Source organism: Streptomyces sp. NPDC051636, from assembly GCF_044453765.1.
In the GTDB taxonomy this organism is placed as follows: Bacteria; Actinomycetota; Actinomycetes; order Streptomycetales; family Streptomycetaceae; genus Streptomyces.
Window position 1 is genome coordinate 206,687 of sequence record NZ_JBITDA010000005.1, and the last position, 16,532, is coordinate 223,218.

At 72.5% G+C, this 16,532-nt stretch carries 15 protein-coding genes; 4 read left to right on the forward strand and 11 right to left on the reverse strand.

Annotation, left to right across the window (positions count from 1 at the left end; translation table 11 throughout):
- Positions 1-56 precede the first annotated feature (56 nt).
- The 6 genes from efeB to ACIBBH_RS12595 form a co-directional block, all read right to left on the reverse strand.
- The gene (gene efeB / locus ACIBBH_RS12570; RefSeq protein WP_399404223.1) at positions 57-1,355 is read right to left on the reverse strand and encodes an iron uptake transporter deferrochelatase/peroxidase subunit; all 1,299 of its coding nucleotides are present in this window, start codon (positions 1,353-1,355) and stop codon (positions 57-59) included.
- A gap of 8 nt (positions 1,356-1,363) precedes the next feature.
- A complete protein-coding gene (locus ACIBBH_RS12575; protein WP_399404224.1) occupies positions 1,364-3,271 on the reverse strand; it encodes a copper resistance CopC/CopD family protein in 1,908 nt (635 codons plus the stop codon).
- 13 nt (positions 3,272-3,284) lie between these two features.
- Positions 3,285-3,743 carry a copper chaperone PCu(A)C gene (locus ACIBBH_RS12580; protein ID WP_399404225.1) on the reverse strand — a complete coding sequence of 153 codons (459 nt, stop codon included), beginning with the start codon at positions 3,741-3,743 and terminating at the stop codon, positions 3,285-3,287.
- Positions 3,740-4,393 carry an SCO family protein gene (locus tag ACIBBH_RS12585; protein WP_399404226.1) on the reverse strand — a complete coding sequence of 218 codons (654 nt, stop codon included), beginning with the start codon at positions 4,391-4,393 and terminating at the stop codon, positions 3,740-3,742. The genes ACIBBH_RS12580 and ACIBBH_RS12585 overlap by 4 nt, the downstream gene beginning before the upstream one ends.
- 93 nt (positions 4,394-4,486) lie before the next feature.
- Positions 4,487-5,224, reverse strand: coding sequence for a YcnI family protein (locus tag ACIBBH_RS12590; RefSeq protein ID WP_399404227.1), 738 nt, complete (start codon positions 5,222-5,224; stop codon positions 4,487-4,489).
- Between the two features lie 159 nt (positions 5,225-5,383).
- A complete protein-coding gene (locus tag ACIBBH_RS12595) occupies positions 5,384-6,250 on the reverse strand; it encodes a hypothetical protein (protein ID WP_399404228.1) in 867 nt (288 codons plus the stop codon).
- Positions 6,251-6,451: 201 nt separating this feature from the next.
- Between ACIBBH_RS12595 and ACIBBH_RS12600 the strand changes: the two genes are divergently transcribed.
- Positions 6,452-6,898, forward strand: coding sequence for an ATP-binding protein (locus ACIBBH_RS12600; protein WP_399404229.1), 447 nt, complete (start codon positions 6,452-6,454; stop codon positions 6,896-6,898).
- 573 nt (positions 6,899-7,471) lie between these two features.
- Positions 7,472-8,035, forward strand: coding sequence for a GNAT family N-acetyltransferase (locus ACIBBH_RS12605; RefSeq protein ID WP_399404230.1), 564 nt, complete (start codon positions 7,472-7,474; stop codon positions 8,033-8,035).
- A 46-nt stretch (positions 8,036-8,081) separates the two neighbouring features.
- On the opposite strand, the gene ACIBBH_RS12610 is transcribed toward ACIBBH_RS12605, so the two are convergent.
- The 3 genes from ACIBBH_RS12610 to ACIBBH_RS12620 all read right to left on the reverse strand — a co-directional run bounded on the left by ACIBBH_RS12610 (position 8,082) and on the right by ACIBBH_RS12620 (position 12,583).
- Positions 8,082-9,446 (reverse strand): PLP-dependent aminotransferase family protein, encoded by a 1,365-nt coding sequence (locus tag ACIBBH_RS12610; RefSeq protein WP_399404231.1) that lies wholly within the window; start codon positions 9,444-9,446, stop codon positions 8,082-8,084.
- Positions 9,447-9,576: 130 nt separating this feature from the next.
- Complete coding sequence (locus ACIBBH_RS12615; RefSeq protein ID WP_399404232.1) at positions 9,577-11,040, reverse strand: aminopeptidase P family protein; 1,464 nt, start codon at positions 11,038-11,040, stop codon at positions 9,577-9,579.
- A gap of 97 nt (positions 11,041-11,137) precedes the next feature.
- Complete coding sequence (locus ACIBBH_RS12620) at positions 11,138-12,583, reverse strand: PP2C family protein-serine/threonine phosphatase (RefSeq protein ID WP_399404233.1); 1,446 nt, start codon at positions 12,581-12,583, stop codon at positions 11,138-11,140.
- A gap of 610 nt (positions 12,584-13,193) precedes the next feature.
- Here ACIBBH_RS12620 and ACIBBH_RS12625 point away from each other — a divergent pair.
- Positions 13,194-13,859: a bifunctional DNA primase/polymerase gene (locus ACIBBH_RS12625; protein WP_399404234.1), complete on the forward strand. Its 666-nt coding sequence runs from the start codon at positions 13,194-13,196 to the stop codon at positions 13,857-13,859.
- 54 nt (positions 13,860-13,913) lie between these two features.
- Entirely contained in the window at positions 13,914-14,510 is a 597-nt protein-coding gene (locus ACIBBH_RS12630) for a hypothetical protein (RefSeq protein ID WP_399404235.1), read from the forward strand.
- 233 nt (positions 14,511-14,743) lie between these two features.
- On the opposite strand, the gene ACIBBH_RS12635 is transcribed toward ACIBBH_RS12630, so the two are convergent.
- Both ACIBBH_RS12635 and ACIBBH_RS12640 read right to left on the reverse strand, forming a co-directional pair.
- Positions 14,744-15,709, reverse strand: coding sequence for a DUF5926 family protein (locus ACIBBH_RS12635; protein ID WP_399404236.1), 966 nt, complete (start codon positions 15,707-15,709; stop codon positions 14,744-14,746).
- A gap of 134 nt (positions 15,710-15,843) precedes the next feature.
- The gene (locus ACIBBH_RS12640) at positions 15,844-16,485 is read right to left on the reverse strand and encodes an ATP-binding protein (protein WP_399404237.1); all 642 of its coding nucleotides are present in this window, start codon (positions 16,483-16,485) and stop codon (positions 15,844-15,846) included.
- Between the last annotated feature and the right edge of the window lie 47 nt (positions 16,486-16,532).

Sequence of the window (16,532 nt, forward strand, 5' to 3'; positions counted from 1 at the left end):
GAAAACCGGCCCCGGTGTCTCATGACCATCCCCGTCCGGAGTGAATCGGCGTGACCTCATCCCTCCAGCAGCCGTTGTCCCACGTACTCCCCCGGGGCGGCGCCGCCCGGCACCGCGAACAGCCCGCTGGCCTCGTGCCGGATGTACTTCGACAGGGCGTCGCCCCGGTCGAGCTTGCGCTGCACCGGCACGAAGCCGCGCAGCGGATCCGCCTGCCAGCAGACGAACAGCAGGCCCGCGTCGGGTGTGCCGTCGGCGTCGATGCCGTCGTGGTAGGAGAAGGGGCGCCGGAGCATGGCCGCGCCCCCGTTCTGGTCGGGCCGGGTGATCCGGGCGTGGGCGTTGCTCGGGACGACGTAGTCACCGGTGGCGTCCGTCCTCTCCAGGTCCATCGCGGTCGTCTCGGTGCCGCCCGACAGCGGCGCCCCGTTGGACTTGCGGCGCCCGATGACCGCCTCCTGGGCAGCGGTCGACAGCTTCTCCCAGTCGTCGAGGAGCATGCGGATCCGGCGCACGACGGCGTACGAGCCGTTCGCCATCCAGGCGGGGTCGCTCGAGCCGGAGACCGGGACGAAGATCCGCTTCTCGAAGTCGGAGTCGGTGGGCTTCGGATTGCGGGTGCCGTCGAGCTGGCCCATCAGGTTGCGGGCCGTCATGGGGTGGGCGGTGGCGCCCGGGGTGCGGTTGAAGCCGTTCATCTGCCAGCGGACGCGGGCCGCGCTGCCCGCGTCCTTCTGGATCGCGCGCAGGGCGTGGAAGGCGACCAGGGCGTCGTTGGCGCCGATCTGCACCCACAGGTCGCCGTTGCTGCGCGCCTTGTCGAGGTGGTCGGAGGAGAAGTCGGGCAGCGGGTCGAGGGAGACCGGACGCTGCTCCTCCAGGCCGGTCCTCGAGAAGAAGCTGTGCCCGAAGCCGAAGGTGATCGTCAGCGACGACGGGCCGGCGTCCCGTGCCACGTCCGTGTCGTCGTGCGCGGCGGCCTCGCCCGCCATCAGCCGCTCGGCCGTCGCCGACCAGCGGCGCAGCAGCGCGGCCGCCTCCTTGCGGCCCGCGCCCGCCGCCAGGTCGAAGGCGGCGAGGTGGCCGCGGGCCTGGAGGCCGTCGGTGATGCCGGGCTGATGTTTCCCGTGAAACATCACCCGGCCGGCGCCCACCGAGGTCAGCGGGGTGGCCCCGGCGGGCGCGGCGGCGTACCCCACGGCCCCGCCCGCCGCGCCGAGCACCAGCCCGGTGGCACCGGCCGTGCCGAGCAGGGTGCGGCGGGAGATGCCCGCTCGGGAGCCGCCGTCTTCGGCGACGGGCTCCGGCAGGGCGGCCTCGGGAGTAAGGGTCTCCGGAATGGACTGGTCAGCCATGGTGCGGTTCAGCCGATCTGCGCGTTCTTGGAGACGGTCACCTGGTCGATGTCGGAGGTGCGCACGGTCACGGCGATCTTCCATTCGCCGGCCATGGGGATCTGCACTCCGGTCGCCGCCCAGTGCCCGGTCGTGATGTGGTCGGGGGTCACGGGCAGGGGCCCGATCTTCTTGGCGGTGAGCATGAAGGCGACCTTCACCTCGGGGATGTCGAAGGCCCGGCCGTTGGGCCGCTGGACGTAGACGTGCATCTCGTTGCCGCCCACGCGCGCGGGGTCGAGGTCGAGGCGTACGACACCCTTGCCGTCCTGGCCGCCGGTGTCGAAGGACATGTCCAGGGTCAGTGCGCCCGAGGAGGACGACGGCGAGGAGGACGACGAGGACGAGGCAGCCTTGGCCTCCTGCTCCGTGCGGCCCGGCTCGGTCTGCGTGAGCACCGTGGTGACGGCGAGCAGGACCACGGCGACGCCCGCCTCGGCGAGGACCGAGCGGCGCAGGCCGAAGCGGTGGGGGTCGGCGTCCCGCAGCCGCTTCTGCCGGGCGGCGTCCTGGGCGGCCTGCTGCCGGGCGAGCTGGGCGGCGCGCTTGGCGTTCCCGGCGGTGGAGGCGGACGCGGTCACGCGCTCCTTCACCTCGGCCTTCCCGGCCTTGGACTGCTTCGCCTTCGACGCGGGCGCCGTGTCGGCGAGCCGTGCCGTCCACCGCCGGGAGAGCACCGCGATGCCGACCAGCAGCGCCACGAGTCCGATCTTGACCAGCAGCAGCTGCCCGTACCGGGTGTCGGTGAACGCCGACCAGGAGCCGAGCTGGCGCCAGGCCTGGTAGATGCCGGTCGCGACCAGCGCGGTGACGGAGCCGGAGGCGATGCGGGAGAAGCGGCGTACGGCCGCGGTCTCCACGGGGGTCTCCGCGGGTGCCCGGTAGAGCGCGACGAGGAGGGCGGTGAGCCCGCCCAGCCAGGTGGCGACCGCCAGCAGGTGCAGCACGTCGACCGGCATGGCGATGCCCGGCTGGAGCCCGGTCGAGGCGTGCTCGGCCATCGCCCAGCTGGCCGCGAGCCCGGCGGCCACCACGGTCCCGCCGATCGCGAGCCCGAAGGCCAGGTCGCGCTTCTCCTCGTTCTCCTTCGGCGACGGGCGGGCGTAGGCGCCGAAGAGGACGGCGAGGAACAGCGCCGCCGCGGCGAGCAGCAGCAGCCGCGAGACCAGCGCGGCGCCGGTCTTGGTCTGCAGGACCTGGCCGAGCAGGTTCAGGTCGAAGATGTCGGCGACCTTGCCGGAGCCGGTGTAGGAGCCGCGCAGGAGCAGCAGCCAGAGCGTGGCCGCGGTGAGTGTGAGCCAGCCGCCGACGACCAGCCGCTGCAGGGCGCGCACCCCGGAGCCGCGCTGCCAGCAGGCGAGCACGAAGGCCGCGCCGCCGACCAGCACGATGTAGCCGGCGTACGACATGTACCGCCCGAACCCGTACAGCCGGCCCACGACCCCGCCGCCCGCGGTCTGCCCGGAGACGGAGACGGTGGTCTGGGAGGGCGCGCCGACGGAGAAGGTGTAGGCGCCGGAGACGGGGTGGCTGTCCGCCGAGACGACCTGGTAGGTGACGGTGTAGGTGCCGTCGGCCAGGCCGCTCTTGAGCTGCACGGCGTACGTCGTCCCGCTGATGTCGGAGGGCTTGCCGACGTCGACCTCCTTGCCCTTGGGGTCGAGGACGTGCAGCGAGTCGTCGTTGATGGCCACCTTCTCGGAGAAGGTGAGCGACACCTGGGTGGGCGCCTTCTTGACCACCACCCCCTGTGCGGGGTCGCTGCCGGTCAGCGCGGCGTGCGCGGAGGCGGGCCCCGCACCGGCCAGCAGCGCGCCGGTGACGGCCAGGAACAGCAGCACCAGGGTGCGCAGGCGGGGGGTGATGGTCCGCGTCAAGGTGGTCCCTCCCTCAGTGTCCGGTCGACGGGTTGTACGTGGCGGACTTCACCGGCATCTCGACGGTGAGGGGGCCGGACTTGGCGAAGGTGAGCGTCAGGGGGATCGTCTGGCCCTGCTTCGGCCTGCGCTTCAGCTTCTCGAACATCAGATGGTTGCCCCCGCTTTTGAACACGAGTTGACCGTGGGCCGGCACGGTGAAGGAGGTGACCTCCTCCATCGCGCCGCCGACGGTGTCGTGCATGGTGATCTCGCCGGCGGTGTCACTGGTGACCGAGGTCAGCTCGTCCTGCGTGCCGCCCTTGTTGGTGATCGTCAGGAATCCGGCCGCCATGTCGGCCGAGACCGGCTGGGGCATGTAGGAGGAGCTGACCGACAGCTTCGCCTTCGCGTCACCGTCGCCGGAGCCGCCGCAGCCGGCCAGGGCCAGGGCGCCTGTCAGCGCCAGCACGGGCAGGGCGGAGCGCCTCACGGGTTCGCTCCCTTGATGATCTTCGGGAGGTCCTTGGTGTAGTCGTCGACGTCGGCGTCCTCGCCGTAGAGGAGGTAGCCGCCGTCGGTCTTCGGCGAGAAGGCGATGACCTGGGTGCCGTGGACGGAGACGACCTTGCCGTTCTTGTCCTTCTTCGTCGGCTCGATGGAGATGCCGACGGAGCGGGCGCCGGCCTGGATGGTGGAGAAGTCGCCGGTCAGGCCGATGAACTGGGGGTCGATGCCCTTGAGCCACTTGCCGAGTTCGGACGGGGTGTCGCGGTCCGGGTCGGTGGTGACGAACAGGACCCGCAGGTCGTTCTGCTCGGCCTTGGGCAGCGCCTTCTTGGCGACAGCGATGTTGCTCATCGTCGTCGGGCAGATGTCGGGGCAGTGGGTGTAGCCGAAGTAGAGCAGCGTCGGGTGGCCCTTGGTCTCCTTGCGGAGGTCGTACTTCTTGCCGTGGGTGTCGGTGAGGACCAGGTCCGGCTTCTCGAACGGCTGGTCGAGCACGGTCGCGGCCTTGTCCGATCCGGGCTCCTCGGAGACCACGGCTACGGGCGACTTGCTGTCGTCGCCGCTGCCGCAGGCGGAGAGGGTAAAGGTGGCGGCGGCGAGCAGCGCGGCCGCGGCGAACGTCTTCTTGCGCATAGAGAAATGTCCCAGATGTGAGAGCTCCGGCGCGCACCGGGGCCGTACGCAAGCGTGGCACGGTCCCGGTGCGCGGCGCGGATCGGTGGGGGATCAGGCGTTGGACCGCCGCCGTCCGGCGAGCACGCCGTAGGCCACGCCCGCCACGCCGGCGACGATGCCGACCACGCCGAGCACGCGGGCGGTGGTGTCGCTGCCGCCGGAGGAGGTGTCGCCGGAGGCTGCCGCGGTCCCGGTCTTCTTGCCGGCGGTGTCCTCGGCGGCGGTCGAGCCATGGGAGTGCTCGTCCTCGGAGGCGGCGGCCAGTTCGAGCACCGGGGCGGGGTTCTCGGGCTCCTCCTGGCCGTCCTGCTGGACCTCGATCCAGCGGACGACCTCCTTGTTGGAGTACGTCTGGATCGCCTTGAAGACCAGCTCGTCGGTGTCGTCGGGCAGGGCGCCTACGGACAGCGGGAACTTCTGGAAGCAGCCGGCCGGGATGCCCTTGCCGTCGTCGGCGGTCCAGGTGACCTTGGTGACCGCCTCGGTGATCTTCTCGCCGTGCATCTCCATCGGCTTGGCCAGCTTGGACTTGGTGACCTTCACCGTCCAGCCGTCGACCGGCTGCGGCATCACCGAGGCCAGCGGGTGGTCGGTGGGGAGGCTGACCTCGAGCCTGGTGGTCGAGGCGTCGTCGCGCTCGTTGGGGACCTTGAAGTCGACGACCGCGTAGCCGCCCTTGGCGGGCGTGTTCTCCGGCTGCACGGTGACGTGTGCGAACGCTGGGGCGGACAGGGCGAGCACGAAGGAGCCGGCGACGGCAGCGGCGGCGGCGAGACGAGAAGCCTTCATGGCAGGGAGCACTCCACTCTGAGTGAGATCCGGTGTGAGTTCCGGTGGTGAGGAGGGATACGCGCGGGAGGCCGGGAGATCGATCGGCGCACGCGCGCGTGCCGCACGACGGCGGCCCCGCTCCGCACGGATGTGGCGTGGAGTGGTGGTCCCGTCGCGTCAGGCGGCGAGGTCGAGTGCGGCGGCGGACGGCGGGCCGCGCCGGATCACCGTGTGCTGGAGTGCGGTGGTGTGCGGGGCGGGGGAGTCCTCCGCAGCGGTACGACGGCCACGCGCGCGCGGGTCGGCAGCGCCCGGGAACCCGGCGTACAGGGCGCACGCGAGCGCGAGCGCCCCGCGCAGGGAACGTACGAGCGCCCCCTCGGTGACTCCGTGCGTCGACAGGTCCAGCAGCCGCAGCACCGCCAGGTCACCGCGGCGCAGCAGCCAGCCGACGGTGACGGCCGCGAGGAGGTGGCCGAGGAGCATCGGCAGGGAGGGCAGCAGGGAGGCAGGGGAGCCGGTGGCGTTTGCCGCGTGGTGCATGGCGCTCATGTCCATGCCCGGCCTCAGGTCCGCCCCGCCGGCCAGATGCGCCTCGGCGAGGATCCGGTACGCGTGGGCGGGGGTGAGGGAGGCCGCGCTGGTCCCGCACAGCAGTCGCGCGGCGCGGGCCACGATGGCCGCGTCGCTCATCCCGGACACCGGGCCCATCGACATCGAGCCCCTCGACATCGTGGACATCGCGCCGGACGCCGTCGCGGCGGTGGCCTGCTCGGCCAGCCCGAACAGCGTGTGCAGCGCGGTCTGGGCCAGGGCGAGCAGCGCCGCGATCCCCGGCAGCGAGCGCTCCCGCCCGGTGAGCGGGGCCACCAGCAGGAGGGAGCCCAGGAATCCCGCGCCCAGCGTCCACAGCGGGAAGGTGGCGCAGGCGGCCAGGGCGTGCCCCGCCGCGGCCAGCACGACGCAGACCGCGGCGAACACCGCGGCCCGCAGAATCCGGAGTTCCGCTCCGGAGCGCGTCGTGCGGGGGTGGGGGGCAGTCATGGCGCGCCCATCATCGCACTGTCCTTACCCGCGCCCTGCGGCAGGTCCGGGAGAGAGCCGCCGCCGGGCCGCCCCTCAATACACCGATTCGTCCTCGGCCGCATCCCCCGTATGGGCGGCGTCACGTCAACGGTGTGCTTACACACGGCCACACGCGGCAATACGTATCGGTATGTCGAGCCGCAGCCAGGAGGCTGGAGCATGAGCATCTGGTGGTCACTCCATCTGCGGCGCGAGGCCGCGAGCGTTCCGCTCGCCCGGCGACTGCTCCTCGGCGCGATGGAAACCGCGGGCGTGGACCCCGATGTCTCGTACGACCTGTCCGTCGCCCTCAGCGAGGCCTGTGCGAACGCCGTCGAACACGGCGGTGACGGTGCGCGCGACGGCTCCTCGGAGGCGTACCGGGTGACGGCCTACCTCGACGGTGAGAAGTGCCGCATCGAGGTGACCGACTCCGGCCCGGGGCTCGCCCGCAACGCGGGCACCCGGTTACCGCGCGCGGACGCCGAGCAGGGGCGCGGCCTGTGTCTCATCCGCGAACTCGCCGACCACGTCCACATCGGGCCCAAGCCGGGCCGGGGCGGCACGGTGGTCAGCTTCGACAAGATGCTCAAGTGGCGGGACGACGCGCCCCTGGTGGCCGTCTGAGGACCATCGGTCTCCCCGGCTTTCACAGCCCACCCCCAGCCGCGGCTCATGTCCCTGACAAGCCCGGTTCGTACGTTCCCCGGCCATAACGGGAAGACACGGGAACACCTCCCTCACCCGGCGTCGTGCCAGCGCGGTGATTCGGCGGCACGGTCACGGCCGACGGCCTCGCCGCCGACCTCCACGCGCGCGTGGAGCCCCGGGAAGCGCGGGACTGCTGGCGGGGGCGCTGTTCCTGGATTCGCTGCCGGTGGCTCGTTTCTCTGGAATCCGGATTTTGTGGCACGCCGGTGCGGTCGTCGGGCGGCCCGCCGCTTCATCGGCCTGTCGGAAACGCCGGCCCTTGCGCGACGCCGCGGAAAACCCGATCGCCCTTTCTCGGGGAAACGGGCACACGTCACAGCGGCGGGAACGCGTCTGCTCCGTGCACCTGAGGAACTTCCTGACCGGGCCGACCGACCGGGCGGCCGTTCTCCGACCCGGGCGCGCACCACGACCAGGCGGTCCGGAACTCTGCCAGGCACTCTCGACACCCGCCTCCTGCGCACGGCCTGACGCGGCTAGGGTGAGCGCATGGACATACCGGCCGAGAAATTAACACGCGATGTGATATTCCGGATCGCCGCGAAAGGCGACGCCCCGGCACTCGCCGCGGCTTACCTGGAAAACCGCGAGTATCTCGCACCATGGGAACCCCGCCGCCCCGAGAATTTCTTCACCGTCGCCGGTCAGCAGACCGTACTCGACGACCGGCTGCGGCAATGCGCCGAAAAGCGGACCGTACCGTGGGTCCTGGAATCCGCCGACGGGCGGATCGTCGGGACCACTACGCTGTCCGGAATCGTCCTCGGCCCTTTTCGCAGCGCCTGTCTCGGTTACTGGATCGCCGCCGGCCACCAGGGGCGCGGGCTGGCGACCGCCGCCGTGGAGGCGGTGTGCCGGGTGGCCCGGGAGACCGTGGGGCTGCACCGGATCGAGGCCTCCACCGTCCTGGACAACGCCGGTTCCCAGCGCGTGCTGGCCAAGTGCGGGTTCGAGCACATCGGCACGGCCCCGCGCTATCTGGCCATCAACGGGACCTGGCGGGATCACCGGCTGTTCCAGCGGATCCTGCACGACGACGCCCCGACTCCGTGACCTCGGCGACGGCCCCCGGCCGACGACGCCTGCCGCCCGCGCGGGCTCAGCCGCCGTCCAGCACCTTCGCCAGCACCTGAAGCGCCTCCGGGTACACCCGTTCGCGAGGCGTGCCGTACCCGACGACCAGTCCCTGTGGCCGGCCCTCGCCGGGGGCGTGCCAGTGGCCGCTCAGGTGGCCCACGGCGAGGCCCTCCGCCTCCGCGCGGGACAGCGCCTCGGCCTCGTCGGCGACCTCCACCAGCGCGTGCAGCCCGGCCGCGATCCCGCGCACCCGGCGCCCGCCCAGCCGGTCCAGGAGCTGGTCCCGGCGGCGCCGGTAGCGCAGCCGGCACGCGCGCACGTGGCGGTCGTAGGCGTGGCTGTCGATGAGCTCGGCGAGCGCCAGCTGCCCGATGGTCTCGGTGTGGTGGTCGCTGTGCAGCTTGGCGTCGGCCACCGCGTCCACCAGGTGCGGCGGCAGCACCATCCAGCCCAGCCGCAGCGCGGGCCCGAGCGTCTTGGAGGCGGTGCCCAGGTACACCACCCGGCCCGGCGCCATGCCCTGGAGGGCGCCGACGGGCTGGCGGTCGTAGCGGAACTCCCCGTCGTAGTCGTCCTCGACGATCAGCCCGCCACGCGCGCGTGCCCAGTCGGTCAGCGTCCGCCGCCGCTCCGGGTGCAGGGTCACGCCCGTCGGGTACTGGTGGGCGGGCGTGACCACCACGGCCGACTCCTCGCCCAGGTCCCGCGCGCATGCCCCCCGGTCGTCGACCCGCACCGGCACCACGCTCCCGCCGTTGTGCCGCACCACGTCCCGGTGGAAGGGCAGCCCCGGGTCCTCCATGGCGATCGCGCCGCCGTCCAGAACCCGCGTGAGGAGCGCCAGCCCCTGCACGTACCCGGAGGTGATGACGATCCGGCCCGGCGGCGCGAGCACTCCGCGCGCCCGCCCGAGATAACCCGACAGCGCCGTGCGCAGCTCGATCCGGCCGCGCGGATCCCCGTAGTCGTACGCCAGCGACGGCGCCGTCACGATGGCACGGCGCAGCGCCCGCAGCCAGGCCGCCGCCGGGAACGCCCCGACGTCCGGGCTGCCCGGCCGGAGGTCGAAACGCGGGGCACGCGCGCGTACGACCGCCTCCGGCGCGTCGGTGTCGACGCAGGGCAGCGAGGCCACCCGGGTGCCCGACCCCTGCCGGGCCGTCAGATAGCCCTCGGCCACCAGCTGGTCGTACGCCGCCTTCGCGGTTCCCCGCGAGATCCCCAGCTCCATCGCGAGCCGCCGCGTCGCCGGCAACCGCGTCCCGGGCGCCAGCCGCCCGTCCCGCACGGCGTCCCGCAGCGCCCGCTCGAGCCCGGCCCGCCGCCCGTTCGCGCCGTCCGGTTCGAGATGCAGATCGACGCCGACACCGGACAGGAACTCGTTCACGAAAACCCTCCCCCTCAGGCCCTGTCGCCGCATTCCCGTCTGCCCTGCGGGCGGACGACGGGAATGCGGCGACAGGGCCCGGCACGTGAATGGCCGGGCACCCCTCCGGTACCCGGCCATCAGGCTTGTATCAGCCCTTGAGCGACGCCATCCACGCCTCGACCTCGTCGGAGCGGCGCGGCAGGCCTGCCGAGAGGTTACGGTTGCCGTCCTCGGTGACCAGGATGTCGTCCTCGATCCGGACACCGATGCCCCGGTACTCCTCCGGCACGGTCAGGTCGTCGGCCTGGAAGTACAGGCCCGGCTCGACCGTCAGCACCATGCCCGGCTCCAGCGTGCCGTCCACGTAGGTCTCCACGCGCGCGGCAGCGCAGTCGTGGACGTCCATGCCGAGCATGTGCCCGGTGCCGTGCAGCGTCCAGCGGCGCTGCAGGCCCAGCTCCAGGACGCGCTCCACCGGGCCCTCGACCAGACCCCACTCCACGAGCCGCTCGGCGAGCACCCGCTGGGCGGCGTCGTGGAAGTCGCGGTACTTCGCACCCGGCTTGACGGCCTCGATACCGGCCTCCTGGGCGTCGTACACGGCGTCGTAGATCTTCTTCTGGATCTCGGTGTACCGGCCGTTGACCGGCAGCGTGCGCGTCACGTCGGCGGTGTACAGCGTGTGCGTCTCCACGCCCGCGTCCAGCAGGAGCAGGTCGCCGGAGCGGACCGGGCCGTCGTTGCGCACCCAGTGCAGCGTGCAGGCGTGCGGGCCGGCCGCGCAGATGGAGCCGTAGCCGACGTCGTTGCCCTCCACGCGCGCGCGGAGGAAGAAGGTGCCCTCGATGTAGCGCTCACTGGTCGCCTCGGCCTTGTCGAGGACCTTCACCACGTCCTCGAAGCCGCGCACGGTCGAGTCGACGGCCTTCTGCAGCTCGCCGATCTCGAACTCGTCCTTGACCAGCCGGGCCTCGGAGAGGAAGACGCGCAGCTCCTCGTCGCGCTCGGCGGTGACCTTGTCGGTGAGGGCCGCCTCGATGCCGGCGTCGTGGCCGCGCACCACGCGGACCGGGCCGGTGGCCTCCTTCAGCTTCTCCGGCAGCTCCCGCACGTCGGCGGCCGGGATGCCGTACAGCGCCTCCGACTCGGCGAGCGAGTGGCGCCGGCCGACCCACAGCTCACCCTGGCCGGAGAGCCAGAACTCGCCGTCCTCGCGGTTGGAGCGCGGCAGGAGGTAGATCGTCTCCTGGTGGCCGTCCGCCGTGGGCTCCAGGACCAGGACGCCGTCCTCTGTCTGGTTGCCGGTGAGGTACGTGTACTCGACCGACGACCGGAAGGGGTACTCCGTGTCGTTCGAGCGGGTCTTCAGGTTGCCCGCCGGGATCACCAGGCGCTCGCCCGGGAAGCGGGCGGACAGCGCGGCACGGCGGCGCGCGGTGTGCCCGGCCTGCTCGATCGGCCGCAGGTCGCGCAGCTCCGTGTCGGCCCAGCCGGACTTCATGTTCTCGGCGAGCTCGTCGGACACGCCCGGGTACAGGCAGTTCTTGCGCTGCTTGACGGGCTCTTCGGCTTCGGTCTCCGGGGTCTCCGGGAGCTCTTCCGCCACGGTCATCCTCCTCGATACGGCACTGGCCCCCATCGTACGGGCGTACGGAAGGGGCACAGGGGCGGAAGACCTGTTACAAGAGCCGGGCCGGCCAGGACAGGTCCTAGTCGAAGCGTGCCGCCAGCAGGACCACGTCCTCCTCGCTGTCCGCCGCGTCGAGCCCGTCCGGCAGCACCGTGCACAGCACGTGGTCGGCGAGGGCGCCGGGGTCGTGGCGCAGGGCCCGGGGAGCGCTGGCGGCGGCCGTTTGCAGCCGGGCGAAGGCGCGGTCCATGGGGTCGCCGGTGCGGTGCAGCAGCCCGTCGGTGTAGAGCAGGACCGTGTCTCCGGCCTCCGCCTGGATCTCCGCGCTCGGCGCTTCCCAGCAGGCGAGCATCCCCAGCGGCGCGGACACGGAGGTCTCGGCGAACTCCGTGCGCCGCTCGCCGATCAGCAGGGGCGGGCTGTGCCCGGCGCCGGCCAGGGTGATCTTGCGCAGTGCGGGCTCGCAGTAGGCGAACAGGGCGGTGGCGGACCGGGCGGGCTCGGTCAGGCGCAGCAGCAGTTCCAGGTCGGACAGGACGGCGACCGGGTCCTCGCCCTCCATCACCGCGTACGCCCTCAAGCTGGCCCGCAGCCGTCCCATGGCGGCGAGCGCGCTCGGCCCGGATCCGGTCACCGAGCCGACCGCGAGGCCGAGCGCGGCGTCGGGCAGCGGCAACGCGTCGTACCAGTCGCCGCCGCCGCGCGGGCCGCTGCGGCGCCGGGCGGCGAGCTGGACGCCGGCCACCCTCGGCAGCCGGGAGGGGAGCAGTTCCTCGGCGATGGTGGCCATGCTCGCGCGCGTGCGCTCGACTTCCAGCAGCCGGGCCAGGTGCTCGGTGACGTACCGGACGTACAGGCCGGCGAGGTGGCGGCGGCGTTCGTCCGGTTCGGCGGGCTCGTCGTACAGCCACACGGCGGCGCCCAGACGGCCGGCCGCCTCGGTGGTGAGCGGGAGGGCGTAGCTGGCAGCGTAACCGAGGCGGGCGGCCACCTCTCGGTGCCGGGGGTCGAGGCCGTCCTCGGCGAACAGGTCGGGGCACACGCTCTCGCCGGTGTCGCCGTTGCCGCGGGGCAGTCCGGCGGCGGTGTCGAGGAGCTCGCCGTACGGCAGGGCACGGCGCGGCACGGTCTCGATGTGGCCGAGATCGGCCCGGCCCAGGCCCAGGCCGATGGTCGTGCGGGGGCCGAGGCCGTCGCCGGGTTCCAGCACGACGAGACCGCGCCGGGCGCCCACCAGGGCGGCACCGGCGCGCAGCAGTTCTTGGAGTGCGGCATCGAGCGCGGTCGTGCGGACCAGGCGCTCGGTGAGTTCGTGGAGGGTCGTGAGGTCCGAGACCCAGCCGGCCAGCCGGTCCTGGAGCAGGGTGCCCGGGGCGGGGGCGCTCGGCGTGTGGGGTGAGTTCGGCGGGTGGGCGGTGGGAACTGGCGGGGTGCCGGGGGCGGCGGATGCGGGTGCGGCAGTGTGTGCGTGCGTGGGAAGCGTTGAATCGATTCCGGCCACTTTCGGAGGGTGAGGGGCGTTCATGGCGTCCGGCCTTCAGACCGGTGCGTATTGCTCAAAAGCATCGCGAACCCCATGTCTTTCTGCGCCGCTAGCAGTGTCTCCACATGTACACGCACTCGTGAGGGGATGTCCAGCATTGTCCTGCTGGGATTCCTGGTGTCCATGGGTCTCTCGTGGGTACGCTCATGGGGTCTTGCATTACGGCAAAGTTGGCTTGAAACTGCCTCAGGTATTGGTTCATTGCGGTCGACTGGGCTTGCTCCACGGAGCGTCACAGCGGTCGTGATGGGTACGTACTCGGAGAAGGCCAGGGGTGGTTGGGGACCACCCGGAACCTGGCGACGGACCCGGGCGTCTTAGCCACCGACGACCGTGCCCCATCCTCCCGCGGCGGAGGCGAAGAGAAATACGTGCGACGGCAAAACGCCAGACTTCGCCACCCCACGCAGCGGCCGTGCTTCTGATAGACGCAGTAGGGACGCGGACGCGGCCAACGTCCGGCCCCCTGGGGTTCCCCTTGCTCTGAGCAGGGGTGTGATGCGCCAACAGGTACGCCCAGTGAAGTGATCGACACATGACGTGATGTGGTCCACGGTGTTGCCAGCGGTGCAACGGAAAGGAACGAGCGCTCATGCGCGAGATCCTCGGAAGGCGACGCAGGCTCCTGTCCGGGCGGAACGACGGGAGGCCTGAGCTGATCAGCGCGGCCCTGACCTTCGCGACGGAATGGCAGTGGCCCGTGCTCCCGGGCGTGGCCCCGGACCCGCAGGGGCGGGCCCGCTGTGCCTGCCCCGACCCGGAGTGCACGGTGCCCGGCGCGCACCCCTTCGACCCCGGCCTGCTTGCGGCCACGACCGACGAGCGCATGGTGCGCTGGTGGTGGGCCAACCGGCCGAGCGCCCCCATCGTCCTCGCGACCGGAGGCAAGGCGCCCTGCGCGGTCAGCCTGCCGGCCGCCGCGGCGGCCCGCGCCCTCGACGCCCTCGACCGCGCCGGCATGCGGCTGGGCCCGGTGATCGCCTCGTCCACCCGCTGGTCCCTGCTCGTCAAGCCGTACTCGATGGAGCAGTTGGGCGAGCTGCTCTACGCCAAGGACTTCGTCCCCGGCTCCCTCCGCTTCCACGGCGAGGGCGGTTACCTCGCCCTGCCCCCCTCCGAGACCGGCCAGGGCGCCATCCGCTGGGAGCGCGCCCCGCTGCCCGGCTCGGCCGCGCCGTGGGTGCCCGACGTGGAGGCCGTGGTGGACGCCGTGGTCGACGCCCTCACTCGTACGGGTGTGAACGCACCCGAGTTGTAAGGGTGTCGGGCGCGCGCGGACCGGCGAGGCGCCCTCGATCGTTATCTTCCGTCCATGAACGTTCGTCTGCTCGCCCTGGCGGGCGTCGTGGCGGGCGCGGTCGCGCTGCCGCTGGCCGTGGCGTCCGCGGGGCAGGTGGGCGACGCTGGGCGGGCGGTCGTACGCACGTCCGCGCGCGTCGACCGTACGGTTCCGCACGGCGACGCCAAGGATCCCTCCGCCGCGCCCGCCCCCACCCGCCCCCACCCTCGGCTCAGCTCGGGCGGGGGGACCCCCGCCCCTCTGCTGCTCGGCCTGGGTCTGGCCACCGCCGCCCGGTGCGGCCCCGAACTCACCTCGCCCCACGGCGTCGAGGCGCAGACCTGCGTCCTGACCCAGGGCACGGACACCTGGGCGCGTACCTACTACCGCAACGCCACCGGCGAGGCGCTCGACCCCGTCCTGAGCCTCATGGGGCCGGGCGGGCGCACCGTGCAGACGCACTGCGACGCGGGCGCCGACGACGAGCCCGCCACGTGCGAGACACCCAGGGAGCGCAGCCGGGGCGGACCGGACGCCTACACGGCCGTCACGGAGTTCGCGGCACGGGGGGCCGACGGGCCGCTGCTGCTGCGCTCCGGGAGCAACTCCGGGCTATCCGCGGGGAGTTGACGGACGACAGCGTTCCGTACACCGGACGCGGACATGGAAAGACCCGGTTGCTGGCGACGGGGGATGCACCAGCAACCGGGCTACTGGAACGGTAACAAGAGATCGGCGGTTCGCAAATTCGATCTCGGCTATTCGGACACGGATCCGCCCGTCGCGTCGGTGAGTTGTGACAGGAGTCACCCGGTCCGGCGACCTGACCGCGGCTGACCGACCGGTCAGCCGCGGCCTGTGCGTCAGCTGAGCGTGACCTGCCGGTTGGTGAGGCCGCCGCGCGCCCGGCGCTCGTCCGCGGTGAGCGGCGCGTCCGAGGCCAGGGCGGCGGCGAGGCGCTCCGCGAACTCGGCGGCCGGCTTCTCGACGTCCTCCGCGCCGACCCCGCTCGGCAGGTCCCAGACCGGCACGATGAGCCCGTGAGCACGGAAGGAACCCACCAGCCGGGTGCCCTCCCCGAGGCTGGAACGGCCCGCCGCGTGCAGCCGGGCAAGAGCGTCCAGAAGCTGCTCCTCCGGGTGCGGCATGACCCAGCGCAGGTGGTTCTTCTCCGGCGTCTCGCACCAGTACGCGGCGTCCACGCCGGTCAGCTTCACGGTCGGGATGGCCGCGGCGTTGGCCCGCTCCAGGGAGGCGGTCACCTCGGGCGTGGCGTTCTCCGGGTCCGGAACCCAGAACTCGAAGCCGCTGTGCACCACTGGCTCGAACGCGCCTTCGGGATCGATCAGATCCTGCAGCCGCGGACCGTCGGCCGGAGCGCGGCGGCCCTGCACCGGCGTACCCGGATCGGCGGCCAGGGCGCGCTGCAGGGTGTCGGCGAGGTCGCGGCTGATGTCGCCGGACGCCGTGTCGTTCTGCAGGCCGAGCAGGACCGAGCCGTCGTCGCGGCGCAGGGCCGGCCAGGCCATCGGGAGCACCGTGGCGAGCGTGACCGACGGGGCACCCTCGGGCAGGCCGCCCTTCAGGGGCAGCTCGACCGTGGCGGCGGGCACCAGCTCGCGCAGCGCGACCCAGTCGCACTCGCCCGGCAGCCCCTCGAACGGGCGGTGCACCAGCTCGGTCACGGCGTGCGCGGCGGCCCGGCCGTGACACGCCTTGTAGCGGCGGCCGCTACCGCAGGGGCATGGCTCGCGGGCGCCGACGACCGGGATCTCCTGCTCAGTGAGCTGCGGCCGCTTGGCCTTCGTCTGGGGTCGCTTCTTGGCCATCGTGGGTGTCTCCCGGTTACGGCTCGTCTCGTACGGGCGCGAGCCTAGCCGTTCGCGTCGCGGGTGACCGGGAGCTGTGGACAACGCGAACGCGTGGCCGACGGGGCCGCGGACCAGGCGGCCCGGGCGGTGGGTCAGTCCAGGTCGTCGAAGGCGTCCGTGAAGTCCAGGTCGGCGGCCATCGCCGAGACCCGGGGCGCGGTGACGCGCGTAGCGAAGTCGTCCCGGCGGTGCCCGGCATCCGGATCGTGCACGTCCCCGTGGACCACCACCCACACCGTGACCTCGCCCCGGGTGTCGTCCCGTACACCCCAGTCGTCGGCCAGGGCGGTGATGATGTTCAGCCCCCGGCCGCCGTGCGCGGTCACCGACGGGGTGGCCGGAGCCGGGCGGGTCGGGCCGCCGCCGTCCGTCACCTCCACGATGAGACGCCCGCGCGGGTCCACCTGCCATGCGGCCCGGACGTCGCCGTCACCGACGGCCGCGTCGCCCAAGGGGCGGCCGTGCTTGCAGGCATTGCTCAGAAGTTCGGACAGGATCAGTACGGCGTCGTCGATGACCGATTCCGAGACCCCACCTCTGCGCAGCTGCGCGCGCATCCGGCGCCTGGCTTCCCCCACGCCCGCAGGGCCATGGGGCACGGCCATGCTCGACGACGTGGGCACCTCCTGTGCCACCACCAACGCCACCCCCGAGACCTCCTTCGCCCCACGCCACGGTGTGGATGCCCCATTGGCCTGTACCGGAAACCGGCCAGTCCTCTTCCGGTGACGCATTCGTCACGATCGAATACGGATCGAACGCGCCGGAGCACTCCCCGTAA

Coding starts and splice junctions, on each gene's coding strand:
- efeB (WP_399404223.1), bottom strand. CDS start 1,355: ATGGCTGACCAGTCCATTCCGGAGACCCTTACTCCCGAGGCCGCCCTG.
- ACIBBH_RS12585 (WP_399404226.1), bottom strand. CDS start 4,393: ATGCGCAAGAAGACGTTCGCCGCGGCCGCGCTGCTCGCCGCCGCCACC.
- ACIBBH_RS12590 (WP_399404227.1), bottom strand. CDS start 5,224: ATGAAGGCTTCTCGTCTCGCCGCCGCCGCTGCCGTCGCCGGCTCCTTC.
- ACIBBH_RS12595 (WP_399404228.1), bottom strand. CDS start 6,250: ATGACTGCCCCCCACCCCCGCACGACGCGCTCCGGAGCGGAACTCCGG.
- ACIBBH_RS12600 (WP_399404229.1), top strand. CDS start 6,452: ATGAGCATCTGGTGGTCACTCCATCTGCGGCGCGAGGCCGCGAGCGTT.
- ACIBBH_RS12605 (WP_399404230.1), top strand. CDS start 7,472: ATGGACATACCGGCCGAGAAATTAACACGCGATGTGATATTCCGGATC.
- ACIBBH_RS12615 (WP_399404232.1), bottom strand. CDS start 11,040: ATGACCGTGGCGGAAGAGCTCCCGGAGACCCCGGAGACCGAAGCCGAA.
- ACIBBH_RS12620 (WP_399404233.1), bottom strand. CDS start 12,583: ATGAACGCCCCTCACCCTCCGAAAGTGGCCGGAATCGATTCAACGCTT.
- ACIBBH_RS12625 (WP_399404234.1), top strand. CDS start 13,194: ATGCGCGAGATCCTCGGAAGGCGACGCAGGCTCCTGTCCGGGCGGAAC.
- ACIBBH_RS12630 (WP_399404235.1), top strand. CDS start 13,914: ATGAACGTTCGTCTGCTCGCCCTGGCGGGCGTCGTGGCGGGCGCGGTC.
- ACIBBH_RS12635 (WP_399404236.1), bottom strand. CDS start 15,709: ATGGCCAAGAAGCGACCCCAGACGAAGGCCAAGCGGCCGCAGCTCACT.
- ACIBBH_RS12640 (WP_399404237.1), bottom strand. CDS start 16,485: ATGCGTCACCGGAAGAGGACTGGCCGGTTTCCGGTACAGGCCAATGGG.